Origin of the sequence: Mesorhizobium sp. BR1-1-2 (assembly GCF_020165435.1) — a bacterium.
Classification (GTDB): Bacteria; Pseudomonadota; Alphaproteobacteria; order Rhizobiales; family Rhizobiaceae; genus Mesorhizobium.
Genome location: NZ_JAIUID010000008.1, coordinates 131,042 through 157,288, shown reverse-complemented (window position 1 = coordinate 157,288; position 26,247 = coordinate 131,042). Strand labels below are relative to the sequence as shown.

Sequence of the window (26,247 nt, the reverse complement as noted above, 5' to 3'; positions counted from 1 at the left end):
CAGGCACCGCTCGCAATTGGCTGGCCGCCGGCAAAGCGGGGCTCGTCAAGCGACCGGATCGACCTATTTCCAAGGAGACGCCGGGGACGACAAGCAGCGAAGGAGAAACGATCATGCTTGCAAACAGCAACGCAGCGGCCAACCTCGCGGTGAAAGACCTGGCGAAGGCAAAGGCTTTCTATGAGGGGACGCTCGGCCTGAAACAGGTGCATGACGAGGGTGGCGAGCTGATCGTGTACAAAAGCGGCGACACCACGATCAACGTCTATCGCTCTCAGTTCGCCGGAACCAACAAGGCGACGGCGGTGACGTGGACGGTTGGCGATGAGATCGACACCGTCGTCAGCGGGCTGAAATCGAAGGGCGTTGCCTTCGAGCACTACGACATGCCCGGCCTGACCTTGGAAGGAGACATCCATGTCGGCCACGGCATGAAGGTCGCCTGGTTCAAGGATCCGGATGGCAACATCCTCAATCTCGTCGACCGATAGGTTCCTGCCATCAAGCATCGGCTTGGGCGATCCACATCGCAGTTGGCAGCAGCCCTCTGGCGCGGTGCGGCGGGGGCGGTTAGCTTCAGATATGATCGACAAGCTGGAATTTTTCATCGCGCTTGCCAAGGAAGAGCATTTCGGCCGGGCTGCCGAAGTGTGCGGCGTCACCCAGCCAACCTTGTCGGCCGGCATCAAGCAACTTGAAGGTCAGCTGGGCGTGATGCTGGTCCTGCGCGGCTCGCGCTTCCAGGGCCTGACCCCGGAGGGCAAGCAAGTGCTGGTGTGGGCACGCCGCATCGTCGGCGATACCCGGACTATGCGCGAGGAGATGCGGGCGGCGCGGCACGGCTTGTCGGGACGTATCCGCATCGCCGCCATTCCCACCGCGCTCGCCATGGTGGCGCGGCTGACGACGCCATTCCGCGAAAAACACCCCGGCGTCACCTTCTCGGTATTGTCCCGGACCTCGATCGAAGTGCTGTCGCTGCTCGGCAATTTCGACATCGACGCCGGCATCACCTATCTCGACAACGAGCCGCTCGGACGAGTGACCAGCGTACCGCTCTACGATGAGCGCTATCAGCTGATCACCGCGATCGGAAACCCCTATTCCGACCGCGACAAAGTGACATGGGCCGAGATCAGCCACCTGCCGCTCTGCCTGCTGACCCCGGACATGCAGAACCGCCGCATCATCGACCAGCACCTGGCCGAAGCCGGCGTCGAGGTGCGGCCGACGCTGGAATCCAATTCGATGATCGTGCTGTTCTCGCACATCCGCACCGGCAAATGGTCCTCGATCATGCCGCTCAACCTCACGGAAACGTTCGGCTTTTCCGAGCCTATCCGAGCCATCCCGATCGTCGAGCCGGATGCCAGCCACACCGTCGGGCTGGTGGCCGCGCTGCGCGAACCGCACACACCGCTGGTTTCGGCGTTGCTGGACGAGGCGATGGCGCTTGCAGACGATTTCCGCGCCCGCCGCTAGGTTAGGGAATGCGAGTGCTGGAGCTCGATAGAAAATTTCTATCGAGCAACGGATCAGCTTTATTGATTTCAGGGGTTTCTCCTGATTTTGTAAAGACTTAGCGACAAAGCCACCGACCAGGGAGGGCGCTGCGTGACGATGCAGCCTGCAAGTACCGAGATCGCATCGCGCACGGCCGCGATCATCCAGGAGCTGAAGGACCTCGAAGGTCCGCTACTGCCGATCCTCCATGGTATCCAGGAAGAGTTCGGCCATGTGCCGCAGGCAGCACTCCCGGTCATCGCCGACGGACTGAACCTTTCCAGAGCGGAGGTGCACGGCGTCGTCACCTTCTATCACGATTTCCGCGCCCGCCCGGCAGGCCGGCATGTGCTCAAGCTCTGCCAGGCCGAAGCCTGCCAGTCGATGGGTTCCGACGCGGTGGCCGCCAGGATCAAGCAATTGCTCGGCATTGATTTCCACGAGACGACGAAAGACGGTTCGGTGACCCTGGAGCCGGTCTACTGCCTGGGGCTGTGTGCCTGCTCGCCCTCGGCGATGCTCGATGGCGAGGTGATCGGGCGGCTCGACAACGAGAAGATCGAAGAGATCGTCGCGGAGGTGCGCTCATGATCCCGCGCATCTACATTCCCGGCGATTCCGGCGCGCTGGCGCTCGGTGCCGAAAGGGTCGCCAAGGCTGTTCGTGCTGAACTCGCCGAGCGCGGCGTCGAGGCCAAGATCGTCCGCAATGGATCGCGCGGCGCCTATTTCCTGGAGCCTATGGTCGAGGTCGCGACAGCAAACGGCCGCGTCGCCTACGGGCCGGTGAAGCCGTCCGACGTCAGGAGCTTGTTCGACAGCGGCTTTCTCACCGGCGGCCATCACAAGCGCTGGTTGGGCGCGCCGGACAAGATCCCGTTCCTGGCCAAGCAGACCCGTCTGACCTTCGCGCGCTGCGGCATCAACGACCCGCTGTCGCTCGACGCCTATAAGTCGCTTGGCGGGCTGAAGGGCCTGCAGAACGCGGCGGCCATGGCGCCGGCCGAGATCGTCAGCCAGGTTACGGAGTCCGGCCTGCGCGGCCGCGGCGGCGCCGGCTTCCCAACCGGCATCAAATGGAAGACCGTGCTCGATACGACATCCGAGCGCAAATACATCGTCTGCAACGCCGACGAGGGCGACAGCGCCACCTTCGCCGACCGCATGATCATGGAGGGTGATCCCTTCGTGCTGATCGAAGGCATGGCGATCGCCGGCATCGCCACCGGCGCGACCAAGGGGTTCGTCTACATCCGCTCGGAATATCCGCATGCGGTGGCGGTCATGAACAAGGCCGTCGAGGTCGCCCGCAAGGCCGGCGTGCTCGGCGTCAACGTGCTCGGTTCGCCCAACACCTTCGACATGGAGATCCGCGTCGGCGCGGGCGCTTATGTCTGCGGCGAGGAGACCTCGCTTCTGAACAGCCTGGAAGGCAAACGCGGCGTGGTGCGTGCCAAGCCGCCGCTGCCGGCCATCCAGGGCCTTTTCGGCAAGCCGACGGTGATCAACAACGTCATCTCGCTGGCTTCGGTGCCTGTCATCATGGACAAGGGCCCCGCCTTCTACAAGAATTTCGGCATGGGCCGCTCGCGCGGCACGATCCCGATCCAGATCGCCGGCAACGTCAAGCGCGGCGGCCTGTTCGAGGCGGCTTTCGGCATGACGCTGGGCGAAATCGTCGACGATATCGGCGGCGGCACGGCCACCGGCCGGCCGGTGAAGGCGGTGCAGGTCGGCGGCCCGCTCGGCGCCTATTTTCCGCGCGCTTTGTTCGACACGCCGTTCGATTATGAGGAATTCGCCAAGCGCGATGGACTGATCGGCCATGCCGGCATCACCGTGTTCGACGACACCGCCGACATGCTGAAACAGGCGCGCTTCGCCATGGAGTTCTGCGCCATCGAAAGCTGCGGCAAGTGCACGCCCTGCCGCATCGGTTCGACGCGCGGGGTTGAGACCATCGACAGGCTCGCCGCCGGCATCGAGCCGGAGAAGAACCTCGCCCTGGTCACCGACCTCTGCAACACGATGAAGTTCGGATCGCTCTGCGCGCTGGGCGGCTTCACGCCGTACCCGGTGATGAGCTCGATCACGCATTTCCCCGAGGATTTCAAGCCGGCGCCGGCGCGCGTGGCTGCTGAATAGGAGCTGGCAGATGAACATCAAAGCCGACTTCCCGACGCTCATCGAAGAGATCGATTACGGAACTCCGCAATCGAAGGCTGAGAAGCAGATCACGCTGACCGTCGACGGCCGCAACATCACCGTGCCGGAAGGCACGTCGATCATGCGCGCCGCGATGGAAAGCGGGGTCGAGATCCCGAAGCTGTGCGCCACCGACATGCTGGACTCCTTCGGCTCCTGCCGCGTCTGCCTGGTCGAGATCGATGGCCGCGGCGGCACGCCGGCTTCCTGCACGACGCCGGTCGGCGAAGGCATGGTGGTGCACACGCAGTCCGAACGGCTCGACGCCATTCGCCGCGGCGTCATGGAGCTCTATGTCTCAGACCACCCGACCGGCTGGAACGAGAAGGCCGGTACCGGCGTCAGCGAGTTCGACGCGGTGGCGAAGTCGGTCGGCCTGACCGAAAACCGCTACGGTGTCGAAGGCCGCAACCACGTCAAGGAGGATGGCGTCGCGCCCGGCCACGGCTCGCTGGCCGTCGACTACATCGCGCGTGACGAATCCAACCCCTATTTCACCTATGATCCGGCGCAATGCATCGTCTGCTCGCGTTGCGTGCGGGCTTGCGAAGAGGTGCAGGGCACCTTCGCGCTGACGATCGAGGGCCGCGGCTTCAAATCGCGCATGGTCGCCGGCATGCACGAGGATTTCATCGCTTCCGAATGCGTGTCCTGCGGCGCCTGCGTGCAGGCCTGCCCGACCGACGCGCTGCGCGAGAAGACAGTGCTCGCCAAGGGCCTGCCGGAACGCTCGGCCGTGACCACCTGCGCCTATTGCGGCGTCGGCTGCTCGTTCAAGGCCGAAGTGAAGGACGACGAGGTCATCCGCATGATGCCCTACAAGGAAGGCAAGGCCAATCACGGCCATTCCTGCGTGAAGGGCCGCTTCGCTTATGGCTACGCCACCCACAAGGACCGCATCCTGTCGCCGATGATCCGCGAAAAGGTCAGCGATCCGTGGCGCGAGGTGAGCTGGGAAGAGGCGATCGCCCACACGGCCAAGGAGTTCCGCCGCATCCAGTACCAGTACGGACGCACGGCGATCGGCGGCATCACCTCGTCACGCTGCACCAATGAGGAGACCTATCTCGTCCAGAAGCTGGTGCGCCAGGGCTTCCGCAACAACAATGTCGATACCTGCGCGCGCGTCTGCCATTCGCCGACCGGCTACGGGCTCGGCCAGACCTATGGCACCTCGGCCGGCACGCAGGATTTCGATTCCGTCGAATTCACCGACGTCGCCGTCATCATCGGCGCCAATCCGGCTTCCGCACACCCGGTGTTCGCCTCGCGGCTAAAGAAGCGGCTGCGCCAGGGCGCCAAACTGATCGTGCTCGACCCGCGCCGCACCGAGATGGTCAAGTCGGCGCATATCGAAGCCGACTACCACCTGCCGCTGAAACCCGGCACCAATGTCGCCGTGCTGACGGCGCTGGCGCATGTCATCGTCACCGAAGGCCTGTTCGACGAGGCCTTCATCCGCGAGCGCTGCGACTGGACGGAATTCCAGGACTGGGCGTCCTTCGTCGCCCTGCCGGAGAACAGCCCCGAAACCGTCGGCAAGCTGTCCGGCGTCGATCCCGAACTGATCCGCGGTGCTGCGCGTCTCTACGCCAAGGGCAGCAACGGCGCGATCTATTATGGCCTCGGCGTCACCGAGCACAGCCAGGGTTCGACCACGGTGATGGCGATCGCCAACCTCGCCATGGCCACCGGCAATATCGGCCGGCCGGGCGTCGGCGTGAACCCGCTGCGCGGCCAGAACAACGTGCAGGGCTCGTGCGACATGGGCTCCTTCCCGCACGAACTGCCGGGCTACCGCCACATCTCCGGCGACGCCGTGCGCGACATCTATGAAAGCCTTTGGGGCGTGAAGCTGGACGACGAACCGGGCCTGCGCATCCCGAACATGCTGGATGCCGCCGTCGACGGCTCCTTCAAGGGCATCTACATCCAGGGCGAGGACATTCTTCAGTCCGATCCCGACACCAAGCATGTCGCCGCCGGGCTGGCCGCGATGGAATGCGTGGTCGTGCACGACCTCTTCCTCAACGAGACAGCGAACTATGCGCATGTGTTCCTGCCGGGCTCGACCTTCCTTGAGAAGGACGGCACCTTCACCAATGCCGAGCGCCGCATCAACATGGTGCGCAAGGTGCTGGAACCGAAGGCGCGCTACGCCGACTGGGAAGCGACGCAGGAGCTTGCCCGCGCCATCGGGCTCGACTGGAACTATACGCATCCGTCGCAGATCATGGACGAGATCGCCAAGACGACGCCGAGCTTCGCCGGTGTTTCCTTCGAGCTGCTCGACCGCGTCGGATCGGTGCAATGGCCCTGCAACGAGAAGGCCCCCCTCGGAACTCCGATCATGCATGTCGACGGCTTCGTGCGCGGCAAGGGCAAGTTCATCCGCACCGAATATGTGGCGACGGACGAGCGAACCGGTCCGCGCTTCCCGCTGCTTTTGACTACCGGCCGGATTTTGTCCCAGTACAATGTCGGCGCGCAGACGCGGCGCACCGAGAATATCATGTGGCACTCCGAGGACCGGCTGGAGATCCATCCGCACGACGCCGAGAACCGCGGCCTGCGCGACGGCGACTGGGTGCGGCTGACCAGCCGCTCCGGCGAGACGGCGCTACGCGCGCAGATCACCGACAGGGTGTCACCGGGCGTGGTCTACACGACCTTCCATCATCCCGACACGCAGGCCAATGTCATCACCACGGACTTCTCGGACTGGGCAACCAACTGTCCGGAATATAAGGTGACGGCGGTGCAGGTCGGTGCCTCCAACGGACCATCGGAATGGCAACGCGACTATGACGAGCAAGCGCGCAACAGCCGCCGCATCGCCCCGCTGGAAGCGGCGGAGTAGACCTTGGACGAGACATTCGACAATAAGAGCTTCAATCTTGACGGTTGATCGCCCCCCACTCCGTCGAGCTTCGCTCGACACCTCTTCCCCGATCGACGGGGGAGAGGAAAGGCGCGAGGGGTGCGTCTCGTGACCCGCAAACGCCCCGCCATCACCGAAATGTCCCGTCTCGCTCGCCGCGCCAGCGGCACGGCAGCGGCCCGCCGCATGGTGCCGGAAGAAACGCCGGTGGCGTTCTCCTTCGCGGGCACGACGCGCGCGGTGATGATGGCGAGCCCCGCCGATTTGAAGGATTTCGCGCTCGGTTTCTCGCTAACCGAAGGCATCATCGCTTCACCCGACGAAATCGAGGCGATCGAGGTCGAGGATCTCGGCGCCGGCATCGACATCCAGATTCGACTGAAGGACCAGGCCAACACGCGCTTCGAGGCGCGGCGGCGCAGGCTCGCCGGACCGGTTGGCTGCGGGCTCTGCGGCATCGAATCCATCGAGGAAGCGATGCGCTCGGTCGATACGGTTGGTGCGTCTAAACTTACGCTTGATGCCGGCGACATCGTCCGTTCCGTCAAGCTTCTCGCCAAGATGCAGCCGCTGCACAGCGAGACGGGCGCGGTGCACGCCGCCGGCTTCTATATTCCCGGCAAGGGCATCGTCATGGCGCGCGAGGATGTCGGTCGTCACAACGCGCTGGACAAGCTGGCCGGCGCATTGGCCAAGGCAGGCATCGAAGGCGCGACCGGCGCTGTGGTGGTGACGTCGCGCGTCTCCGTCGAGATGGTGCAGAAGACGGCGGCGATCGGCTCGCCCTTCATCATCGCCGTCTCCGCGCCGACCGCGCTTGCCGTCCGCACCGCCGAACAAGCCGGCATGACGCTGGTGGCCTTGGTTCGCGGCGACGATTTCGATATTTTCACCCATCCCGACCGGGTGGTCCGCGGAGTTGCCAAACATGTCGCATGACGAAGACCACATCATGAGCACCAGCGAAAAGCTGGTGCGGATGGCCAACCAGATCGCGGCCTTTTTCCACTCCAGGCCGCGCGAAGAAGGCGTGGCCGGCGTGGCCGAGCATATCAACAAATTCTGGGAACCGAGGATGCGGCGTCAGTTCTTCGAGATGCTGGACAGCGGCGGCGATGGCTTCGATGAACTCGTCGTGGCTGCCTCGACCAGGATCAAGCGGCCGATCACGCCCGCCGAAGCTGATCTGAAGCTCGGGCTCAAGCTCCCCCCGGGCGACGTAGCCGCCTCGCAAAAATAGCCATTGGTTCGCGTCCGCTTATATTTCCTTCCGCTAAAGTTTAAGCTGCCGCAAGCGACGCAGCTCTGCTATGGTCGGCGATCCGAAATCGTCAGGCCGGGCGGAACAACTCGTGAGGCCGATCGAGACCCGATACGCCCGTAGCGGCGACGTGCGGATCGCCTATCAGGTGGTCGGCCAAGGCGCGTTCGATCTCGTCTTCGTGCCGGGCTTCATCTCCAATCTCGACCTGCATTGGGAGGATGAAGGCTATAGCAGGCTGCTGAAACGGCTTTCCGCCTTTTCAAGGCTGATCCTGTTCGACAAGCGCGGCACCGGCCTGTCCGACCGCGTCGATGCCAACCATCTCCCCAGCCTCGAAACGCGCATGGACGACGTGCGTGCGGTGATGGACGCCGCCGGCAGCGGCCGCGCGGCCCTGCTCGGCGCCTCGGAAGGCGCTCCGATGGCCATGCTGTTCGCGGCTACCTATCCGGAGCGGACGCGCGCCCTGGTGCTGTATGGCGGCTATGCCCATTTCCACCGATGGGTGATGCCGCCGGAACGGCTGGACGCATTCATCGCGACGACGGAAACCGCCTGGGGCACTGGTGCCACCTTGCCGCATTTTGCGCCCGGGCGCGTGGAGGACAGTCACTTTGCCACCTGGTGGTCCCGGTTCGAACGGTTGTCGGCAAGCCCGACGGCGGCGGCGGCACTGGCGCGCATGAACGCCGGCATAGACGTGCGCGGCATACTCTCGGCGATCAGCGCGCCAACGCTGCTGATCCACCGCCGCAACGACGCGCGCGTCGATCCCGATGCCAGCCGCTTTCTCGCCCGGAAGATCCCGAACGCCCGGCTTGTCGAAATCCCCGGGCGCGACCACCCGGTATGGACCGGTGATGTCGACCGGGTCGCCGACCTGATCGAGGAATTCCTGACCGGCGAGCCGGCCGTGGCCGACAGCGAACGCGTGCTCGCCGCATTGCTGGTGACGCGCATCTACGACACGGCGCGCCTCGGCGACCGCATGTGGAGCGAGCGCAGCCAGCGCTTCCAGGACATCTGGCGACTGCTGGTTGGGCGCCATGGCGGACGGCCCGCGGGCACCCATGGCGAGCTGATGATCTCGCGCTTTGACGGTCCGGCGCGCGCCATACGCTGCGCGGCCGCATTGCGCGAAGCGGCGCAGGAGATCGGCGTGGCCAGCGCGCAGGGCGTGCATGTCGGCGAGATCGAGATGCGCGGACCGCCGGTCGGCCTGACCGCACGCGTCGCCATACAACTTGCCGCCCATGCCGGCCGCGGCGACATCCTGGCGTCGCGGCTGGTTTCCGACCTGGCGACCGGCTCAGGCCTCCATTTCATCGATGGCGGACGCATCGCGCTGGACGAATTGGACGAGCCGCTGGCACTTGTCCTTGCGACGTCCGAGCAGCATCTGGAACCCGCCTGCCGATCCAAGCCCAGACCTGCCGAGCCAGCGACGCTGACGGCGCGCGAAAGCGAGGTGGTGAGCCTGATCGCCGACGGCAAAAGCAATGCCGCGATCGCCGCCGAACTCAACCTCAGCGAGCATACCGTCAAGCGTCACGTGGCCAACATATTGCTCAAGCTCGACCTGCCGTCGCGGGCGGCGGCGGCCGCGTTTTCGGCACGGAATCCTGGCCCGCACGGGCCATAAAGGCCATGGCGCTTTCGGGCGAAGCGGCCGAAGGCGTCGGGGATTATCAATTCTTCCGCATGCAGGCCAGGCGATATCGCCGCAACGGCACTGCGAAGGGAGGATGAAATGCTGAAATCAAGTCGCAAGACCAGATTGCTCGTCATCGCGGCCGGCGCCGGCGCCTTGCTGGCCCTGGCTCCGGCGCGAGCCGAGGATGCCTCGGCGACGGCGGCATACAAGGACATAGAGGCCACGCTCGGCTCCGTGCCGGACATGTTCAGGACTTTGCCTGACGTAGCGGTCGCCGGCGCCTGGGCCGAGATCAAGTCGATGCAGCTCAATCCCAAGACCGCGCTCGACGGCAAGACCAAGGAACTCATGGGGCTTGCCGTCGCCTCGCAGATTCCTTGCCAGTACTGCGTCTACTTCCACACCGAGGCCGCCAAGCTCAACGGCGCGAGCGACGAGGAGATCAAGGAAGCGGTGGCGATGGCGGCGATCGTTCGTCACTGGTCGACGATGCTCAACGGCAGCCAGGTCGACCTCACGGCCTTCAAGAAGCAGACCGACGATGTGTTCGCGGCCGTGAAGGCCAAGTCGCAGTGACGCCCTGCCCGGCGATGACGCCGGGCAGCACTTTGCTCATCAACCGCCCGATCGCGAAGACGGGCCCATGGAGGATGAAATGCTGACCAAGACACAGGCCGTTGACGGCGCGGCAATCAAGAAAGCCATCGAAGGGCGCGACGGACAGACGCTGTCGAGCTTCTACGCCGACGATGCGGTGTTGCGGGTCGTCGACCGCAACAATCCGCCGAGCAGGCCGCGCGAGATCCGCGGCCGAGCGGCGATCAGCACGTTCTGGGACGATATCTGCAGCCGGGCAATGACCCATAAGGTCGATACCACCATCGCCGATGGCGATAATCTCGCCTTCACCCAGGCTTGCGCCTACCCGGACGGGACCAAGGTGTTCTGTGCGGCGATGCTGGAACTCAAGGACGGGCGGATTGCACGACAGACCGTCGTGCAGGCCTGGGACGAATAGTCAATCGCGGCATAAGCCGCATCTTCGGAGGAGGAAAAAATGTTCAGCGCCAGATGGCAGATCGACGCCAGGTTCGGACACAAGCAGACCGTGCTCGAACTCATGCGGAAATGGGAACGCGAGATCGGTTCGCAGGTCGGTATCGCCGACCTGAAGTTCCAGATCATGACGGGTTCGATCGGCGCGCGGGAGGCGACGGTCGAATCTCACCACCAGGTCGAAAGCCTGGCCCAGTTGGAAGACTTCTTCGCCAGGATCGGCAAGATCGACGCGCACGCCAAATGGGGCAAGGAGATCGAGCCTTACATCGTGTCGGGCACCAGCCTCTGGCAGATTTTCCGCATCGTCGAATAGTGCATGTCGCCCAAAGGTGCCCATGGAAAGACGATCTGAAGCGCGCCGCATCGGTCCCTTTCGACGCGACGCGCTTTCCCTACCACACGGCTTTCGCCTGCCCGCTATGGCTCTCCTGGGCCATTTCCCCACTGGCCCTTTCGGGCGAAGCAGCGAGGAGCCGGATCGGTGCAATGTGCTCCCCTGCACCATCTGCGCACCCGACGGATGGACGGCACAAACAAAGCAACAAGATAAATCGTCGCGTCGAAACCATATGGCGCAGGCGCGATCAGGGAGGAAACCGATGACCGACGAAACCTATACAAAACTGCGTGAAGGCTTGCGCGGAGAGCTGATCCTACGCGGCGAAGCCGGCTATGAGGAGGCCCGCAAGGTCTACAACGGCATGATCGACAAGAGCCCGGCACTGATTGCACGCTGCGTCGATGTCGCCGACGTGATCACCGCCGTAAGGTTCGCGCGCATAAACGACCTCCTCATCGCCGTACGCAGCGGCGGCCACAACGGCGCGGGATTGGGGATTTGCGACAACGGTCTCGTCATCGACCTGTCGATGATGAAAGGCGTCCATGTCGACCCGAAAACCCGCACCGTGAGGGTCGCGCCCGGCTGCACTTCGGGCGACGTGGACCACGCCACCCATCCTTTCGCGCTCGCCGTTCCGTTCGGCATCGTTTCGACCACGGGCGTCGCCGGTCTCACCCTTGGTGGAGGAACGGGCTATCTCACGCGCAAATACGGTCTCACCATCGATAATCTGATCGAGGCCGATCTTGTGCTGGCCGATGGCAGCATGGTGAGGGCCAGCAAAGATGAGAATCCCGACCTGTTCTGGGCGCTCCGGGGCGGCGGCGGCAATTTCGGCGTGGTAACCAGCTTCCTGTTCCAGGCTCATCCCGTGAACATGATCTTCGGCGGTCCGGTATTCTGGGAGGCCAGGCACGCACCGGCGGTCATGCGTACCTATCGCGACTACCTGCCGGAGGCGCCGGAGGATCTCGGCGCTTTCGTCGGCCTGAAGGCCGTCCCCTCGACCGATCCGTTCCCGCGCGAGCATTGGGGCAAGCGCGCCTGTGCCATCATCTCGTGCTACAACGGCACGGAGGAGGACGGGCGCAAGGCCATGGCGCCGCTGCTGGACACCTTGCCGCCGCCAATGTTCAACTGGATGGGCGTAATGCCGTTCCCGGCGATGCAGTCGCTATTCGATCCGCTCCTTCCGAAAGGCCTGCAATGGTACTGGAAGGGCGATTTCGTCAAGTCGCTTCCCGACGAAGCGATCGCGACCCATATCGCACAGGCCGCCGAGGCGCCCAGCGAATTGTCGCTCATGCATCTATATCCGATCGACGGCGCCGTCCGCCGCGTCGGCAAGGACGAGACCGCCTGGAACGCGCGTGACGCAAGCTGGTCGATGGTCATCGCCGCCATCGATCCCGATCCGGGCAAAGCCGCCGACCTGACAGCGTGGGCCCGCAACTACTGGGCGAGCGTCCATCCCCATAATGGCGAGGGGGGCTACGTGAACTTCATGATGGACGATGAAGGGGACGCGCGCTTGCAGGCGAGCTATGGCGGGAATTACGAGCGGCTGAGCCAGGTTAAGCGAACCTACGACCCGTCCAATGTCTTCCGGGTCAACCAGAACATCAAGCCTGCGACATCGGCGATGCAGGGCCGGACGGCCGCGTAGTGCGGGGGTCTCGCCGCTGATGCCGTTCGGCGGCCGTGCCTGTCAGATGCAGCGGGGTCGCCGGCGCCGGCCACAGCCATATAATATCTGCCTTTGCCGGAAGGAGACAGATTACCCGTGCGCCACCATCACATGGCGCACGGCGGTATAATCCTCCAGCGCGTAGAGCGACATGTCCTTGCCGTAACCGGACTGCTTCAGCCCGCCATGCGGCATCTCGTTGGTCAGCATGAAGTGGGTGTTGATCCAGGTGCAGCCATATTGCAGGCGAGCGGCGGTCGCCATGGCGCGCGAGACGTCCCTGGTCCACACCGACGACGCCAGGCCATAATCGCTGTCGTTGGCCCAGTTCACCGCCTCGTCGACTTCCGAGAAGCGGGTGACCGAGACGACCGGACCGAAGACTTCGCGGCGCACGATCTCGTCCTCCTGCAAGGCGCCCGCGACGACGGTGGGCTGATAGTAGAAGCCGGTGCCCTCGCCCGGTTTGCCGCCAGTGGTGATCTCGATGTGCTTCAATTCCGAGGCGCGCTCGACGAAGCTCGAGACACGATCGCGCTGGCGGCGCGAGATCAGCGGGCCGATCTCGTTCTCGGCATCGTCCGGCAGATTGTACTTGATGGTCGAGACCGCCGAGGAGAGGTCCGCGACAAGCTTGTCGTATACCTTCTTGCCGGCATAGATGCGGCAGGCGGCGGTGCAGTCCTGGCCGGCATTGTAGTAGCCGAAGGCGCGCAGGCCGTTGACCACGGCGCCGAGGTCGGCATCGTCGAAGACGATGACCGGGGCCTTGCCGCCGAGTTCCAGATGGGTGCGCTTGACCGACTTGGCGGCCGCCTGCAGCACCTTCTTGCCGGTGGCGACGTCACCGGTGATCGAGATCATGTTGACCTTGGGATGGTTGATCAGCGTGTTGCCGACGCTGTCGCCGCGTCCGAGCACGACATTGACGACGCCCTCGGGCAGGATTTCGGCCAGGATCTTCGCCAATTTCAGCGCCGTCAGCGGCGTCTGTTCCGACGGTTTGAAGACGACCGTATTGCCGCCGCCGATCGCCGGGGCCAGCTTCCAGGCCATCATCATCAAGGGGTAGTTCCACGGCGCGATGGAAGCGACGATGCCGATCGGATCGCGCCTGACCATCGAGGTGTGGCCGGGCAAGTATTCGCCGGCGACCTGGCCGGGCATGGAGCGGACGGCGCCGGCGAAGAAACGGTAGCAGTCGACGATCGCCGGGATTTCGTCATTGAGCACGGCATTGATCGGCTTGCCGCAGTTCAGCGCCTCGAGCGCCGCGAATTCCCTGGCTTCCGCCTCTATGCGGTCGGCGATCTTAAGGAGGTAGCCCGAGCGCTGCGCAGGCGTGGTTCGAGACCACGCCGCGAACGCCTCCCCGGCAGCCGTCACGGCCGTCTCGATCTGCGCCGGGCTCGCCTCGGGAAGATTGAGAATGATCGTCCCGGTCTTCGGATTGAGGATCGGCTCTTCGGTCTCGGTGCCTTTCTCGAACTTCGAGCCGATCAGCATCTGGGTGTCCATTGGTTTCTCCTTGAAGAGGAGCGAGTAGCGAATAGGGTTTGGCTAACGATTTCCCTATTCGCTACTCGCATTCCCCTATTCTCTATTCGCTGTTTTCATTTCCCGCTGCCGGCGATCTGGTCGCCGTCGCGGGTCAGGTAGTAGGCGGCGAGGATCGGCAGCAGCGTCACCAGCACCACCACCATGGCCACGACATTGGTGACCGGGCGCTGGCGCGGGCGGATCAGTTCCTCAAGCATCCAGATCGGCAGCGTCTGCTGCTGGCCGGCGGTGAAGGTGGTGACGATGACCTCGTCGAACGACAGGGCGAAGGCCAGCATGCCGCCGGCAAGCAGCGCGGTGGCGATGTTCGGCAACACGACATGCCGGAAGGTCTGGAAACCGTCGGCGCCGAGATCCATCGACGCCTCGATCATCGAGCCCGAGGTGCGGCGGAAGCGGGCGACGGCATTGTTGTAGACCACGACCACGCAGAAGGTGGCGTGGCCGAGCACGATCGTCCAGAACGAGAACGGAATGTCGGCCAGTGCGAAGGCCGAACGCAGCGCGATGCCGGTGATGATGCCGGGCAGCGCGATTGGCAGGATGACCAGCAGCGAGATGGTTTCACGGCCGAAGAACTTCGTCCGTGACACCGCGGCGGCGCAAAGCGTGCCGAGCACCAGCGCGATCGCGGTCGAGATGGCGGCGACCCTGACCGAAAGCAACAGTGCCTGCCAGACATCCGGCCGGTTCCAGGTGACGGCGAACCATTGCGTGGTGAGCCCCGGCGGCGGCCAGACGAAGCTCTTCTCTTCCGTCGTGAAGGCATAGACGAAGATCAGCAGGATCGGCAGATGCAGGAACAACAGCCCGCAGGCGGCGGCGACTTTGAGGCCAAGTGGAGCCGATTGGGCACGGTCAGAGCGCATCGAAGGCCCCCATGCGCTTGGCGCCCCAGAGGTAGAAGCCCATGATGACGATCGGCACCACTGTGAAGGCGGCGGCGAGCGGGATGTTGCCGGCCGTGCCTTGCTGCGAATAGACGGCCTGGCCGATGAACAGGCGCGACGTGCCGATGATCTGCGGGATGATGTAGTCGCCCAATGTCAGCGAAAAGGTGAAGATCGAACCGGCAACGATGCCGGGCAACGCCAGCGGGAACAACACATTGCGAAAAGTCTGGCCGGGCGAGGCGCCAAGATCGGAAGAGGCCTCGACCAGATTGCCGGGCACGCGCTCGAGGGCTGCCTGGACCGGCAGGATCATGAAGGGGAGCCAGACATAGACGAAAACGATGAAGGTGCCGGTGAACGACACCGACAGCGAGTTGCCGCCGACGATGGGCAGCGACAGCCAGGCATCGAGCAGCCACAACAGGTTCAGCTTGGCGAGCAGCCAGGTGAGGATGCCTTCCTTGGCCAGGATCAATTTCCAGGCATAGATCTTGACCAGGTAGCTCGACCACAGCGGCAGCATGACGCCGAGATAGAACAGCGCCTTCCAGCGGCCGCGCGCATAGCGCGCCGCGTAGTAGGCAATGGGGAAAGCGACGACAGCCGCGGCCAGCGTCACCAGGGCCGCCATCGTCACCGTGCGCAGGATGATGTCGAGATTGGCGGCCTGCAACAGGTCGCCATAGGTCTTCAACGTAAACTGGCGGTTGATGAGGCCGGAGAACTCGTCGATCGAAAAGAAGCTCTGCGCCAGAAGCGCAAACAACGAGCCGATATAGACGATGCCGAGCCACAGGACCGGCGGCAAAAGCATGAGCAGAAGGAGCAGTTGCGGCCTGCGCCAGAACAGGTCCGACAGCGCACCACGCAGGCCGCCGCTGCCGGGCAGGATGGCAGGGGCTGGATTGGGGTTGAGCGCGGCAATGGTCATGACGCGCCTGACGTTTTCACCGGATCAAGGCCAGCAAGGCCGCGCTCTACGGCGCCCCCCTCTGGCCTGCCGGCCATCTCCCCCACAAGGGGGGAGATCGGCAGCTTGGCCCGGGGCGCCTGTTCTGCGACGTTGGTGATTGGCGAAAGCCGAGGTGAAATCCAATCTCCTCCCTCATGGGGGAGATGTCCGGCAGGACAGAGGGGGGCACCGTAGAGCATCTCGGTTAGCCTATTAGCCATCACACCGGCTCGTCCATCAGATGCAGGCTCTCCCGGTTGAAGGTGAGCACCACCGCCTCGCCTTCCCCGGGCAAGGCCGTGCCGGCCGGCACGATGGCGTGCAGCTTCAGACCATCGGCGTCGAGCGCCAGCCTGGTGGTGGCGCCGAGATAGTTGGTCGCGACGAGGCGCGCGGCCACGCCGTCGCCTTTCGCGGCGCGGCCGACGCGGATGGATTCGGGTCGCAGACTGCCCCAGCGGCGCTGGCCGCAATAGCGCTGGACGAAATCGGGCGGCAGCACGTTGGAGGAGCCGACGAAATCGGCGACGAAGCGGGTGCTCGGCCGCTGGTAGATATCTTCCGGCGTACCGATCTGCATGATCCTGCCGTCGTTGAAGACGGCGACGCGATCGGCCATCGACAGCGCCTCGCCCTGATCATGGGTGACGAAGACGAAAGTTATGCCGAGCGCCTTTTGCAGCGACTTCAGTTCTTCCTGCATGTTCTCGCGCAATTTCAGGTCGAGCGCGCCGAGCGGCTCGTCGAGCAGCAGCACCTTGGGCTGGTTTACCAGGGCGCGGGCCAGCGCGACGCGCTGGCGCTGGCCGCCGGAAAGCTGGCCGGGGCGGCGGGCGCCGTAGCCGGGCAGCCGGACCAGCGACAGCGCCTCTTCCGCTGCCTTGTGCCGCCCGGCCTTGCCGACGCCCTTGACCATCAATCCGTAGGCGACGTTGTCGAGCACGTCGAGATGCGGGAACAGCGCATAGTCCTGGAAGACAGTGTTGACGTTGCGGCGATAGGGCGGAACGCCCTCGGCGCGCTCGCCGAAGATCGAGACCGAACCCGCCGTCGGCTGCTCGAAGCCGGCAATGAGACGCAGGCAGGTCGTTTTGCCGGAACCGGACGGCCCGAGCATGGCGAAAAACTCGCCCGGCGCGATTTCGAGGTCGACCGCGTCGACGGCGCGCACGCTGCCGAAATGACGCGAGACTTTCTGAAAGGAAACGGCTGAGGTCATCGGGTGTCCTGATCTGCCGGGCTCATCAATTTCCAGCGGCGGCGCCGCCCTCATCCGTCTGCCGGCACTTTCTCCCCGTATAGCGACGGGAGAAGGGAAGCGCTCCAACGCTGCCGCCCCCTCTCCCCGTTGTTCACGGGGAGAGGGCCGGGGTGAGGGGCAGCGCCGACTTCGGCTGAGTAAAGCTAGGTCACCGCCCGCCGATGACGCCGATATAGTCCGACACCCAGCGGTAATAGGGCACGCACTGGTCGTTCTGGGTGGCGCATTTGGTCACCGGCGTCTTCCAGAACTTGATCTTGTCGAAATTGTCGTAGCCGTTGGTCTTGCAGCCTTCGTCGGTCAGCAGTTCGTTGCCCTTGCAGGCGGCGGGGACGACCGGCAGCGAGCCGAACCAGGCCGAGACGTCGCCCTGCACCTTGGGCGAAAGCGAGTGTTCGAGCCACATATAGGCGCAGTTCGGATGTGCCGCGTCGGCCTCCATCATGGTGGTGTCGGCCCAGCCGGTGACGCCTTCCTCCGGCACGGTCGAGGCGACGGGCTTCTTGGCCGCGACCAGCGTGTTGACCTGGTATGGCCACGAGCCGGAAGCAACCACGCCTTCGTTCTGGAAATCGTCGACCTGGATGGCGGCATCGTGCCAGTAGCGGCCGACCAGCGTGCGCTGGACACGCAGCAACTCAAGCGCGGCCTTGTACTGGTCCTCGTTCAATTCGTAAGGATCCTTGATGCCGAGCTCCGGCTTGTGGAACATCAGGTAGTTGGCGGCATCGGCAATGTGGATCGGGCCGTCATAGGCCTGGACGCGGCCCTTGTTGGACTTGCCGTCCGGCAGCTTCATCTCCTCGAAGACGACGTTCCAGCTCTTGGGCGCTTCCTTGAAGACATCGGTATTGTACATCAGGACGTTCGGCCCCCACTGGTAGGGGACGCCATAATGCACCTTGTCGACCGTGAACCAGGGCGCGTCCTTGATGCGGTCGTCGACCGTCTTCCAACTCGGGATGAGATCGGTGTTGATCGGCTGCACGCGCTTGCCGGCGACGAGGCGCAGCGACGCATCGCCCGAAGCGGTGACGAGGTCGAAGCCGCCCTCGTTCATCAGCGAGACCATCTCGTCCGACGTGTTGGCGGTCTTGACGTTGACCTTGCAGCCGCTTTCCTTCTCGAAGGCGGTGACCCAGTCATAGCCCTTGTCGGTCTCGCCACGCTCGATATAGCCGGGCCAAGCGACGATATTGACCTCGCCTTCACCCTTGCCGAGTTCCGTGACCTGGGCGACGGCTTGGCCGGAGAAGGTCAGCGCGACGGTCAATGCAGTGCATGACTTCAGGAATGAATTCATCGTCGATCTCCCATTGATAGGTCCGCGCTTCGGCGGCGGCTTTGTTCCCTGTAGCGAAGGTGCTGTGAAAATCCCGGTTTCGCAAATTCATTTATCAGAAGGAGGATATCGGTTTTTCCGATAGATCAGCGGCCGTTCTTGTCGGGGCGCTGGCGAACCATGCGCTGCGACTGCGCGAGGCCGATGAAATCGCGCGCAGCCTGCGGCAGGCCGGAGCCGCGGCGCCAGACCATCCCGACCTGGACGACGGGCAAGGCGCCGGAGACGTCGCGCGACTCGATACGGTCGCCTTCCAGCGACCACGGCCGGTAGACGAGGTCGGGCAGCAGGGCCACGCCCGCGCCGGTGGCGACCAGGCTGCGCACCGCTTCGACCGAACGGGTGCGGAAGGCGACATGCGGCTTGGCGCCGATTGCCGTCAGCAGCTTGCCGGTATTCTCCTCGATCTCGTCGACGGTCAGCATGATCAGCGGCTCCGAAGCGATGTCGCCGATGCCGATGATGTCGGCGCCGGCGAGCGGATGCCCGAGCGGCAGCCACAGGCGGTAGGCCGAGACTTCGAGGATTTCGGATTGCAGCGCGGTTCGGTCGCGCAGATTGGACGTGACCATCACGGCGATGTCCAGCTTGCCGCCGATCAGCAGATGCTCGAGATAGTCGCCATTGTCCTCGATGGCGGAGACCTCCACGCCGGGATAGGCACGGCGGTAGCGGGCAAGCAGGTCCGACAGCACATAGCCGGCGACCAGCGAGGTGACGCCGAGCTGCAGCCTGCCGCCCGCTGTCGCCTGCTCGCCGAGGAAGGCGCGGCGCGCATCGGACACATCGGCCAGGATCTTGGTGGCATGACGCAGGAACTGGTGGCCCTTGTGGGTGATGTTGAGGCCGCGCGGATGGCGGTCGAACAATTCGACGCCGAGATCGCCTTCGAGTTCCTTGATCGCTTCGGTGACCGAGGATTGCGAAATGGAGAGGTTCTGCGCAGCACCCGACACCGTGCCCTGCTCGGCAACGGCGATGAAGAACTGCAACTGGCGGATGGTGAAAGCCATGGCCGGACTAAACACGGCGGAGACGACACTGGGAAGTGGAAACGGATCGGCAACTTGACGACTTCCAGAATCGTAACTAAATGAGTTACATGAAACGCAACAGCCGGCTGTCCTCCACCTTGCACATTCTGGTCCACATGGCCGAGAAGCCCGAGCGGGCGCTGACTTCGGAGCAGCTTGCCACCTTCATCCACACCAATCCGGTCGTGGTGCGCCGCACCATTGCGGGGTTGCGGGATGCCGGCATCGTCACCTCTTCACGCGGTCATGGCGGCGGTTGGCTGCTCGGGCGCCGGCCCGACAAGATCTCGCTGGCCGAAATCAGCGCCGCGCTTGGCGAGACGCTGCTGCCGTTCGGCACTGAGCCGGAGAGCCCCGGCTGCCTTGTCGAACAGGCCGTGATCGCCGTCCTCGACGATTTTCGCATCGCGGCGGAGAAGCTGCTCGCGGAGAAGCTCAGCCGCATCACGCTGGCCGACCTGACCGCCGACTTCCGCCGCCGTTACGACCTCATCGGAGTATCCAGCCATGCAGTATGATCTTGCCGTCGTGGGCGGCAGCTTTGCCGGCCTGTCCGCCGCCATCCAGGCGGCCCGGGCCCGGCGCAACGTCCTGGTGATCGACGCCGGCCAGCCCCGAAATCGGTTCGCCGCGCATTCGCACGGTTTCCTCGGCCAGGACGGGCGCACGCCCGGCGCCATCCTGGAAGAGGCAAGACGGCAATTGCTGGCCTATCCGACAGCCCGGCTTGTCAAGGGACGTGCGGACAAGGCAGTCGCCAATGGCAGCAGCGACTTCGAAATCAGCACAGAGGGCGGCGAGACCTTTGGCGCCGCGCGGGTGGTTCTGGCCACCGGCGTGCGCGACGTCCTGCCGGAGGTTCCCGGGCTTGCCGAGCAGTGGGGCAAGACCGTGCTGCACTGCCCCTATTGCCACGGCTACGAAGTTTCCGGCAGACCGCTTGGCGTGCTCGCGACCGGGCCAATGTCCCTGCATCAGGCGCAGTTGATCGCCGACTGGGGCGACGTCACGCTGTTCGGCAACGGCCTGGTCGAGCCCGATGCCGAACAGATGTGTGCCCTGGAAGGCAAGAATGTGAAGTTCGAACCCGCTGCGGTCACCGAACTGCGGGAGGATGGCGCGGGCGGCTTGACGGTGATCCTCGACGACGGCCGAAAGGCCGAGGCCCGCGCGATATTCACCGCGCCGCGCAATAGCATGGCGAGCCCGGTGGCCGAACAGCTCGGTTGCGGCTTCACGGACGGTCCCCTCGGCCCGGTGATATCAGTCGATAACAGGCAGCAGACGACGGTCCCCGGCGTCTACGCCGCCGGGGACGCGTCACGCGCGATGCACAACATCGCCTTCGCCGTGGCGGGCGGCGCCTTCGCCGGCATATGCGCCCACCAGTCGCTGGTATTCGGTTAGGTCAGGCTGCGTCGCCCGCGATGCTGAGCCGCGCGCCGGCCTGCGCCAGGCCAGCAGCGATGTCGCGTGGCGGCGGCCGGTCGGTGGCGAGTTCGGAAAAGCCGTCGAAGCCGCAGACCTGGACCAGGCCCTGGCGCCCGAACTTGGAATGATCGGTGACGACGAGCGAACGCTGGCCGCGCGACAGCACCATGCGGGCGAACTCGGCCTCGTCGAGATCGTAATCCATGACACCCGTCACCGCATCGACAGCGCCCGTCGAGATCACCGCATGGCTGACCGAGAAGCGGCTGACGAAGTCGATGGCCGAGGCGCCAAAGGCGGCGCCGGAATCGCTGCGCAGCTCGCCGCCGGCCATGTAGACCTTGTTGCCGTTGACGGTGGCCAGCGTGCGGGCGATGTCGGATGAGTTGGTGACAACCGTCAGCCGCCGATGGCCGAGCAGTTCACGCGCCAGGAACGAGGTGGTCGTTCCCGTGTCGAGCATGATCGATTCGCCGTCGCGGATGGTGGCGGCGACCATGCGGGCGATCAGGCGCTTGGCCTCGGCGTTCTCGCGCATGCGCCGTTCGAACGGCGCTTCGCCGATCGTCGACGGCAGGCCTACGGCGCCATGCATCTTCAGGAGCGAGCCGTCGCTGGTGAGGGGCTTGACGTCGCGGCGCACGGTTTCCAGCGAAACGCCCAGCCGGTCGGCCAGGCTGGCGATGGTGACGGTGCCTTCCTCCTGCAGAAACCGCAGGATTTCGCCGTGTCGCTTGGAATGGCTCATCGGGTCATTTCCGGTCGCGCCATGATGCAGTGACCGTTTCTATAGCAAATCTGCCGCATATTACACGGAATCTCTAGAGAATACGGGCAGGAAAGCAGAAAAAGCCACAGAATCTCGTTGACAAGATGGCTTACCCGGCGTGACACTGATGCCGTGTCAGGCTCGCACTGCCACGGAAGAGCGATAGCGGAGCCTGATCCGAATTTGTGTGCCCCAAGGTCTGGAAACTGCCTGACGCGAGGGCGACTGGAAGAATTTTCTCATCCGCGGGGGCGGATGCCGGCCTCGAAGAGCCCGGCACGTGGGGCTCGTCGGTGCGGCGCGGGATACCGATCCCGAATGCCGCGCCGGCGAGGTCTTTGCCAGAACGAGCGTCCGGACAAACGGCGCGCCGCCGCGGCGGCGCCGCTCCGTCGGCGCCTTGCCGGACGAAGGGCGAATTCATGACGGCCGAGGACCGCATCCGCGCCCTGCCTTGCTGGACAGGCAGCGTCGAGATCGAGCCGCTGCCCGGCGGGCTGAGCAATGCCAACTACCTGGTCAAGGACGCGGCCGGGAGGCATGTCGTGCGCTTTGGCAGGGACTATCCCTTCCACCACGTCTTTCGCGAGCGTGAGGTGATGACCGCACGCGCCGCGCATGCCGCCGGTTTCGCGCCTGCGGTCCGCCATGCCGAACCTGGCATTCTGGTGACGGAGTATCTCGGCGCCAAGACCTGTCTGGCTGAGGACGTGCGCGCCAATCTCGGCCGTGTCGCCGCCCTGATGCGCGGCTTCCACCGCGAGATGCCCAACCACGTCTCCGGTGCCGGCTTCATGTTCTGGGTGTTCCACGTCATCCGCGACTATGCGCGCACCCTGGAGGACGCCGGCAGCCGCAAGGCGAGCGACCTGCCGCGCCTGCTGGTGCTGGCCGACGAACTCGAACGCGCCCAGAAACTGCTGCCTATCGTGTTCGGCCACAATGATCTTTTGCCGGCGAATATTCTCGACGACGGCAGCAGGCTATGGCTGATCGACTTCGAATATGCCGGCTTCAACACCGCGATGTTCGACCTTGCCGGCGTCGCCTCGAACGCCGGCATGAGCGACGAGGAATCCTTCGCCTTCCTGACTGCCTATTTCATGAAGGAGCCGGATGAGGCGATCCGCCGCTCGCATGCGGCCATGCAATGCGCCTCCCTGCTGCGCGAGGCGATGTGGAGCATGGTTTCGGAACTCTACCTCGACGTTCCCGGCATCGACTACGTCGCCTACACGGAAGAAAACCTGACCCGGCTCGACGCCGCGCTGGAAAACTACCGGACGAAATACGGGACCTGAACCCATGACTTTGCCAACCCAGGCAGCGATCGTCGTCATCGGCGGCGGCATTATCGGCTGCTCGACGGCCTACCATCTGGCCCGCGACCACAAGGCAGATGTGGTGCTGCTCGAACAGGGTAAGCTGACCTCGGGCTCGACCTGGCACGCCGCCGGGCTGGTCGGGCAGCTGCGCTCGTCGGCCTCGATCACGCGCGTGCTCAAATATTCGGTCGACCTCTACAAGGGTCTGGAGGCCGAGACCGGCCTTGCCACCGGCTGGAAGATGAGCGGATGCCTGCGCCTTGCCACCAATGCCGACCGCTGGACCGAGTACGAGAGGCTGGCGACAACGGCAAAGAGTTTCGGCATGGACATGCAGTTGCTGTCACCGGCGGAGGTCAAGACCATGTGGCCGCTGATGGAAACCGGCGATCTCGTCGGCGCCTCCTGGCTGCCGACCGACGGTCAGGCGAGCCCATCCGACGTCACCCAGTCGCTGGCCAAGGGCGCGCGCATGCATGGTGCAAGGCTTTACGAGGATGTGCGCGTCACCGGCTTCGAGATCAAGGACGGCCGCATCATTGCGGTGAAAACCAGCAAGGGTGACATCGCCTGCGACAAGGTGGTGAACTGCGCCGGACAATGGGCGCGGCAGGTTGGCGCCATGGCCGGCATCAACGTGCCGCTGCAGCCGGTGAAGCACCAGTTTATCGTCACCGAGAAGATCGACGGGCTGGCGACCGATGTCCCCACCATCCGCGACCCGGACCGGCGCACCTATTTCAAGGAAGAGGTCGGCGGGCTGGTAATGGGCGGCTATGAGCCGAACCCGCAGGCCTGGACGACTGATCTCCCCGGGGGCGACGTGCCCAACGACTGGGAGTTCAGGCTGTTCGACGACGATTATGATCATTTCGAACAGCATATGAGCCAGGCGATCGCGCGCGTGCCGGCGCTGGAAGCCGTCGGCGTCAAGCAGATGATCAACGGGGCCGAGAGTTTCACACCGGACGGCAATTTCATCCTCGGCGTGGCGCCCGAATGCGCCAACATGTTCGTCGGCGCCGGCTTCAACGCCTTCGGCATCGCTTCGGGCGGCGGCGCCGGCTGGGTGCTGGCGCAATGGGTGGTCGATGGCGAGGCGCCGTTCGATCTGTGGGTCGTCGACATCAGGCGTTTTTCCAGCCTGCACCGCGACCGGCACTGGGTCCGCGAGCGTACGCTGGAAGCCTATGGCAAGCACTACACGATCGGCTTTCCGCATGAGGAGTATCTTTCCGGCCGGCCGCGCATCGTTTCGCCGCTGTACGACAGGCTGAAGCAGCACCGCGCCGTGTTCGGCTCGAAGCTCGGCTGGGAGCGGCCGAACTGGTTCGCCCCCGAAGGCGTCGAGCCGCGTGACGTCTATTCCATGGGCCGGCAGAACTGGTTTTCTGCCGTCGGCGACGAACATCGCCATGTGCGCGAGCATGTCGGCATCTTCGACCAGTCGTCCTTCGCCAAATACGAACTGAGCGGGCCCGACGCGCTGAAGGCGCTGGACTGGATCTGCGCCAATGACGTCAGCAAGCCGGCCGGCCGGCTGACCTATACGCAGCTTCTCAACACGCGCGGCGGCATAGAGGCCGATCTCACCGTATCGCGGTTCGGCGAGGACAGGTTCTACATCGTCACAGGCACGGGTTTCCGCACCCATGACCTGTCCTGGATCGGCGACCACGTCGAAAAGGAGCTCGACGTCACGCTCACCGACGTCACCGAGGATTTCGGCACTCTGTCGCTGATGGGACCGCGCGCCCGCGGGGTGCTGGCCGGCGTGACCGATGCCGATGTTTCCAACAGCGGTTTCCCATTCGGCCATGCCCGCGAGATTGTCGTTGCCGGCCACACCGTGCGGGCGTTGCGCGTCACCTATGTCGGGGAACTCGGCTGGGAGCTGCATGTGCCGATCTCGGCAACAGGCGAGATCTTCGACGCGTTGATGGCGGCAGGCAAGCAACATGACATCCGCCCGGTCGGCTACCGGGCGCTGGAATCGCTGCGGCTGGAAAAGGGCTATCGCGCCTGGGGATCCGACATCACCCCCAACGACACGCCGCTGGAGGCCGGCCTCGGCTGGGCGGTGAAGCTTCGCAAGAATACGGATTTCGTCGGGCGGCGCGCCTTGGAGAAAATCACTGGCTGTGCACTGAAGAAGCGTTTCGCCGGCTTCACGGTCGACGATCCTGAAATCGTGCTCGTCGGACGCGAGACGATCCTGCGCAATGGCGAGCCGGTCGGCTATCTCAGCAGCGGCGGCTATGGCTACACCGTGGAGAAGAACATCGGCTACGGCTATGTGCGCAATGCCGACGGCGTGAGCGACGATTTTCTCGCCTCGGGCCGCTACGAGCTGGTCGTGGCGATGCAGCGCACGCCGGCAAAGATCCATCTCGAGCCGATGTATGATCCGGCGGGGATCAGGATCAAAGCGTAATCAGTTCACACGCAAGGCTAGGCAGCGGCTGGGCACCGTGTCGGCCTCGCCCGGCATCGAGACGTAAGGGCGCGTTTCCTCGATGCGGGTGACCAGCCCCTGCGCCTCCAGGTCCGCGGCTCGCGCGGCAAAGCCCAGATCCCAGAGCGTGTTCTTGACCGTCAGCACGATCACGCCGCCCGGACGGCAGATGCGGATCAGTTCGTCCAGCCCTTCGGCACCGACATGGCCCGAGGTAAAGACGCCGGCCGAGATCACCCCGGCATAGGCGTTGTCGGCAAAGGGCAGCGGCCCGCCAAGCGCCAGGCAATGCAGGGCCGAATAGACGCCCTTGCGCTCTGCCTGATCCAGCATGCCTTGCGAGATGTCGAGCGCCTCGACCTCGGGATAGCCGGCGATGTCAAGCCATTCGCCGATGAGCCCCGTGCCGGCCCCCGCATCGAGCAGCGGGGCCGAACCGCGCGGCAGATGGCGGGCCAGCAAGGCCAGGCAGATAGTGGGATGGCGATAGCCGGCCGCCGACATGTCGCTGTCGTAGGTCTGCGACCAACGGTCATAGAGCGCCGCCACTTCTTCCGGGCGCTTGGCCGCGTAGGCAGCGCCAAGCGCGCCCTTATGCTTGCCGTCGGTCACTTTTGTCCTGTCCGCCAT

Annotated in this window: 24 protein-coding genes; 16 read left to right on the top strand and 8 right to left on the bottom strand. The window is 64.5% G+C overall.

Annotated features, from left to right (window positions below; genetic code table 11):
* Nucleotides 1–113 precede the first annotated feature (113 nt).
* The 12 genes from LB551_RS19770 (at nt 114) to LB551_RS19715 (ending at nt 12,574) form a co-directional block, all read left to right on the top strand.
* A complete protein-coding gene (locus LB551_RS19770) occupies nt 114–491 on the top strand; it encodes a VOC family protein (RefSeq protein ID WP_224660205.1) in 378 nt (125 codons plus the stop codon).
* Between the two features lie 91 nt (nt 492–582).
* Nucleotides 583–1,482: a LysR family transcriptional regulator gene (locus LB551_RS19765; protein ID WP_224624859.1), complete on the top strand. Its 900-nt coding sequence runs from the start codon at nt 583–585 to the stop codon at nt 1,480–1,482.
* A gap of 132 nt (nt 1,483–1,614) precedes the next feature.
* Entirely contained in the window at nt 1,615–2,094 is a 480-nt protein-coding gene (locus tag LB551_RS19760; protein WP_224624858.1) for a formate dehydrogenase subunit gamma, read from the top strand.
* Complete coding sequence (locus LB551_RS19755) at nt 2,091–3,647, top strand: formate dehydrogenase beta subunit (RefSeq protein ID WP_224660204.1); 1,557 nt, start codon at nt 2,091–2,093, stop codon at nt 3,645–3,647. The genes LB551_RS19760 and LB551_RS19755 overlap by 4 nt, the downstream gene beginning before the upstream one ends.
* 10 nt (nt 3,648–3,657) lie before the next feature.
* Entirely contained in the window at nt 3,658–6,567 is a 2,910-nt protein-coding gene (fdhF, locus tag LB551_RS19750) for a formate dehydrogenase subunit alpha (protein WP_224660203.1), read from the top strand.
* A gap of 159 nt (nt 6,568–6,726) precedes the next feature.
* On the top strand, nt 6,727–7,527 hold the full coding sequence (fdhD, locus tag LB551_RS19745) for a formate dehydrogenase accessory sulfurtransferase FdhD (protein ID WP_263495945.1): 801 nt from the start codon (nt 6,727–6,729) through the stop codon (nt 7,525–7,527).
* A complete protein-coding gene (locus tag LB551_RS19740) occupies nt 7,517–7,828 on the top strand; it encodes a formate dehydrogenase subunit delta (protein WP_224660201.1) in 312 nt (103 codons plus the stop codon). The genes fdhD and LB551_RS19740 overlap by 11 nt, the downstream gene beginning before the upstream one ends.
* A gap of 112 nt (nt 7,829–7,940) precedes the next feature.
* Nucleotides 7,941–9,494 carry an alpha/beta fold hydrolase gene (locus tag LB551_RS19735; RefSeq protein WP_224660200.1) on the top strand — a complete coding sequence of 518 codons (1,554 nt, stop codon included), beginning with the start codon at nt 7,941–7,943 and terminating at the stop codon, nt 9,492–9,494.
* Between the two features lie 108 nt (nt 9,495–9,602).
* Nucleotides 9,603–10,082 (top strand): carboxymuconolactone decarboxylase family protein, encoded by a 480-nt coding sequence (locus tag LB551_RS19730; protein ID WP_224660199.1) that lies wholly within the window; start codon nt 9,603–9,605, stop codon nt 10,080–10,082.
* 79 nt (nt 10,083–10,161) lie between these two features.
* Complete coding sequence (locus LB551_RS19725) at nt 10,162–10,524, top strand: nuclear transport factor 2 family protein (RefSeq protein WP_140550490.1); 363 nt, start codon at nt 10,162–10,164, stop codon at nt 10,522–10,524.
* Nucleotides 10,525–10,563: 39 nt separating this feature from the next.
* Nucleotides 10,564–10,878 carry a hypothetical protein gene (locus LB551_RS19720; protein WP_140550205.1) on the top strand — a complete coding sequence of 105 codons (315 nt, stop codon included), beginning with the start codon at nt 10,564–10,566 and terminating at the stop codon, nt 10,876–10,878.
* Between the two features lie 286 nt (nt 10,879–11,164).
* On the top strand, nt 11,165–12,574 hold the full coding sequence (locus tag LB551_RS19715; RefSeq protein ID WP_224660198.1) for an FAD-binding oxidoreductase: 1,410 nt from the start codon (nt 11,165–11,167) through the stop codon (nt 12,572–12,574).
* Between the two features lie 111 nt (nt 12,575–12,685).
* Here LB551_RS19715 and LB551_RS19710 read toward each other — a convergent pair whose 3' ends face one another.
* The 6 genes from LB551_RS19710 to LB551_RS19685 all read right to left on the bottom strand — a co-directional run bounded on the left by LB551_RS19710 (nt 12,686) and on the right by LB551_RS19685 (nt 19,616).
* Nucleotides 12,686–14,113, bottom strand: coding sequence for a gamma-aminobutyraldehyde dehydrogenase (locus tag LB551_RS19710; RefSeq protein WP_224660197.1), 1,428 nt, complete (start codon nt 14,111–14,113; stop codon nt 12,686–12,688).
* 95 nt (nt 14,114–14,208) lie between these two features.
* The gene (locus LB551_RS19705) at nt 14,209–15,024 is read right to left on the bottom strand and encodes an ABC transporter permease (protein ID WP_224660196.1); all 816 of its coding nucleotides are present in this window, start codon (nt 15,022–15,024) and stop codon (nt 14,209–14,211) included.
* Complete coding sequence (locus LB551_RS19700; protein ID WP_140550209.1) at nt 15,014–15,979, bottom strand: ABC transporter permease; 966 nt, start codon at nt 15,977–15,979, stop codon at nt 15,014–15,016. Before LB551_RS19700 ends, LB551_RS19705 begins: the two co-directional genes overlap by 11 nt.
* Nucleotides 15,980–16,220: 241 nt before the next feature.
* Entirely contained in the window at nt 16,221–17,219 is a 999-nt protein-coding gene (locus LB551_RS19695) for an ABC transporter ATP-binding protein (protein WP_224660195.1), read from the bottom strand.
* Nucleotides 17,220–17,409: 190 nt separating this feature from the next.
* On the bottom strand, nt 17,410–18,564 hold the full coding sequence (locus LB551_RS19690) for an ABC transporter substrate-binding protein (protein WP_140550212.1): 1,155 nt from the start codon (nt 18,562–18,564) through the stop codon (nt 17,410–17,412).
* Between the two features lie 125 nt (nt 18,565–18,689).
* A complete protein-coding gene (locus LB551_RS19685) occupies nt 18,690–19,616 on the bottom strand; it encodes a LysR substrate-binding domain-containing protein (protein ID WP_027023699.1) in 927 nt (308 codons plus the stop codon).
* Between the two features lie 89 nt (nt 19,617–19,705).
* Here LB551_RS19685 and LB551_RS19680 point away from each other — a divergent pair, with 89 nt between their 5' ends.
* Together LB551_RS19680 and LB551_RS19675 are read left to right on the top strand one after the other, a co-directional pair.
* Nucleotides 19,706–20,155, top strand: coding sequence for an RrF2 family transcriptional regulator (locus LB551_RS19680; protein ID WP_224660249.1), 450 nt, complete (start codon nt 19,706–19,708; stop codon nt 20,153–20,155).
* Nucleotides 20,145–21,044 (top strand): NAD(P)/FAD-dependent oxidoreductase, encoded by a 900-nt coding sequence (locus tag LB551_RS19675; RefSeq protein ID WP_224660194.1) that lies wholly within the window; start codon nt 20,145–20,147, stop codon nt 21,042–21,044. Before LB551_RS19680 ends, LB551_RS19675 begins: the two co-directional genes overlap by 11 nt.
* A gap of 1 nt (nt 21,045) precedes the next feature.
* Here the strand turns inward: LB551_RS19675 and LB551_RS19670 are convergent, their stop codons facing one another.
* Nucleotides 21,046–21,816: a DeoR/GlpR family DNA-binding transcription regulator gene (locus LB551_RS19670; protein WP_140550215.1), complete on the bottom strand. Its 771-nt coding sequence runs from the start codon at nt 21,814–21,816 to the stop codon at nt 21,046–21,048.
* Nucleotides 21,817–22,259: 443 nt separating this feature from the next.
* Here LB551_RS19670 and LB551_RS19665 point away from each other — a divergent pair, with 443 nt between their 5' ends.
* Both LB551_RS19665 and LB551_RS19660 read left to right on the top strand, forming a co-directional pair.
* Nucleotides 22,260–23,138: a phosphotransferase family protein gene (locus tag LB551_RS19665; RefSeq protein WP_224660193.1), complete on the top strand. Its 879-nt coding sequence runs from the start codon at nt 22,260–22,262 to the stop codon at nt 23,136–23,138.
* 4 nt (nt 23,139–23,142) lie between these two features.
* Nucleotides 23,143–25,596 carry an FAD-dependent oxidoreductase gene (locus LB551_RS19660; RefSeq protein WP_224660192.1) on the top strand — a complete coding sequence of 818 codons (2,454 nt, stop codon included), beginning with the start codon at nt 23,143–23,145 and terminating at the stop codon, nt 25,594–25,596.
* On the opposite strand, the gene LB551_RS19655 is transcribed toward LB551_RS19660, so the two are convergent.
* On the bottom strand, nt 25,597–26,229 hold the full coding sequence (locus tag LB551_RS19655) for a class I SAM-dependent DNA methyltransferase (protein ID WP_318012742.1): 633 nt from the start codon (nt 26,227–26,229) through the stop codon (nt 25,597–25,599).
* Nucleotides 26,230–26,247 lie beyond the last annotated feature (18 nt).

Bases quoted from the DNA above. Each gene is read 5' to 3' on its own strand.
- LB551_RS19665 (WP_224660193.1), top strand. From the start codon at position 22,260: ATGACGGCCGAGGACCGCATCCGCGCCCTGCCTTGCTGGACAGGCAGC.
- LB551_RS19670 (WP_140550215.1), bottom strand. From the start codon at position 21,816: ATGAGCCATTCCAAGCGACACGGCGAAATCCTGCGGTTTCTGCAGGAG.
- LB551_RS19770 (WP_224660205.1), top strand. From the start codon at position 114: ATGCTTGCAAACAGCAACGCAGCGGCCAACCTCGCGGTGAAAGACCTG.
- LB551_RS19675 (WP_224660194.1), top strand. From the start codon at position 20,145: ATGCAGTATGATCTTGCCGTCGTGGGCGGCAGCTTTGCCGGCCTGTCC.
- fdhD (WP_263495945.1), top strand. From the start codon at position 6,727: ATGTCCCGTCTCGCTCGCCGCGCCAGCGGCACGGCAGCGGCCCGCCGC.
- LB551_RS19765 (WP_224624859.1), top strand. From the start codon at position 583: ATGATCGACAAGCTGGAATTTTTCATCGCGCTTGCCAAGGAAGAGCAT.
- LB551_RS19730 (WP_224660199.1), top strand. From the start codon at position 9,603: ATGCTGAAATCAAGTCGCAAGACCAGATTGCTCGTCATCGCGGCCGGC.
- LB551_RS19680 (WP_224660249.1), top strand. From the start codon at position 19,706: ATGAAACGCAACAGCCGGCTGTCCTCCACCTTGCACATTCTGGTCCAC.
- LB551_RS19715 (WP_224660198.1), top strand. From the start codon at position 11,165: ATGACCGACGAAACCTATACAAAACTGCGTGAAGGCTTGCGCGGAGAG.
- LB551_RS19705 (WP_224660196.1), bottom strand. From the start codon at position 15,024: ATGCGCTCTGACCGTGCCCAATCGGCTCCACTTGGCCTCAAAGTCGCC.
- LB551_RS19720 (WP_140550205.1), top strand. From the start codon at position 10,564: ATGTTCAGCGCCAGATGGCAGATCGACGCCAGGTTCGGACACAAGCAG.
- LB551_RS19685 (WP_027023699.1), bottom strand. From the start codon at position 19,616: ATGGCTTTCACCATCCGCCAGTTGCAGTTCTTCATCGCCGTTGCCGAG.
- LB551_RS19695 (WP_224660195.1), bottom strand. From the start codon at position 17,219: ATGACCTCAGCCGTTTCCTTTCAGAAAGTCTCGCGTCATTTCGGCAGC.
- LB551_RS19740 (WP_224660201.1), top strand. From the start codon at position 7,517: ATGTCGCATGACGAAGACCACATCATGAGCACCAGCGAAAAGCTGGTG.
- fdhF (WP_224660203.1), top strand. From the start codon at position 3,658: ATGAACATCAAAGCCGACTTCCCGACGCTCATCGAAGAGATCGATTAC.
- LB551_RS19755 (WP_224660204.1), top strand. From the start codon at position 2,091: ATGATCCCGCGCATCTACATTCCCGGCGATTCCGGCGCGCTGGCGCTC.
- LB551_RS19690 (WP_140550212.1), bottom strand. From the start codon at position 18,564: ATGAATTCATTCCTGAAGTCATGCACTGCATTGACCGTCGCGCTGACC.
- LB551_RS19700 (WP_140550209.1), bottom strand. From the start codon at position 15,979: ATGACCATTGCCGCGCTCAACCCCAATCCAGCCCCTGCCATCCTGCCC.
- LB551_RS19725 (WP_140550490.1), top strand. From the start codon at position 10,162: ATGCTGACCAAGACACAGGCCGTTGACGGCGCGGCAATCAAGAAAGCC.
- LB551_RS19660 (WP_224660192.1), top strand. From the start codon at position 23,143: ATGACTTTGCCAACCCAGGCAGCGATCGTCGTCATCGGCGGCGGCATT.
- LB551_RS19710 (WP_224660197.1), bottom strand. From the start codon at position 14,113: ATGGACACCCAGATGCTGATCGGCTCGAAGTTCGAGAAAGGCACCGAG.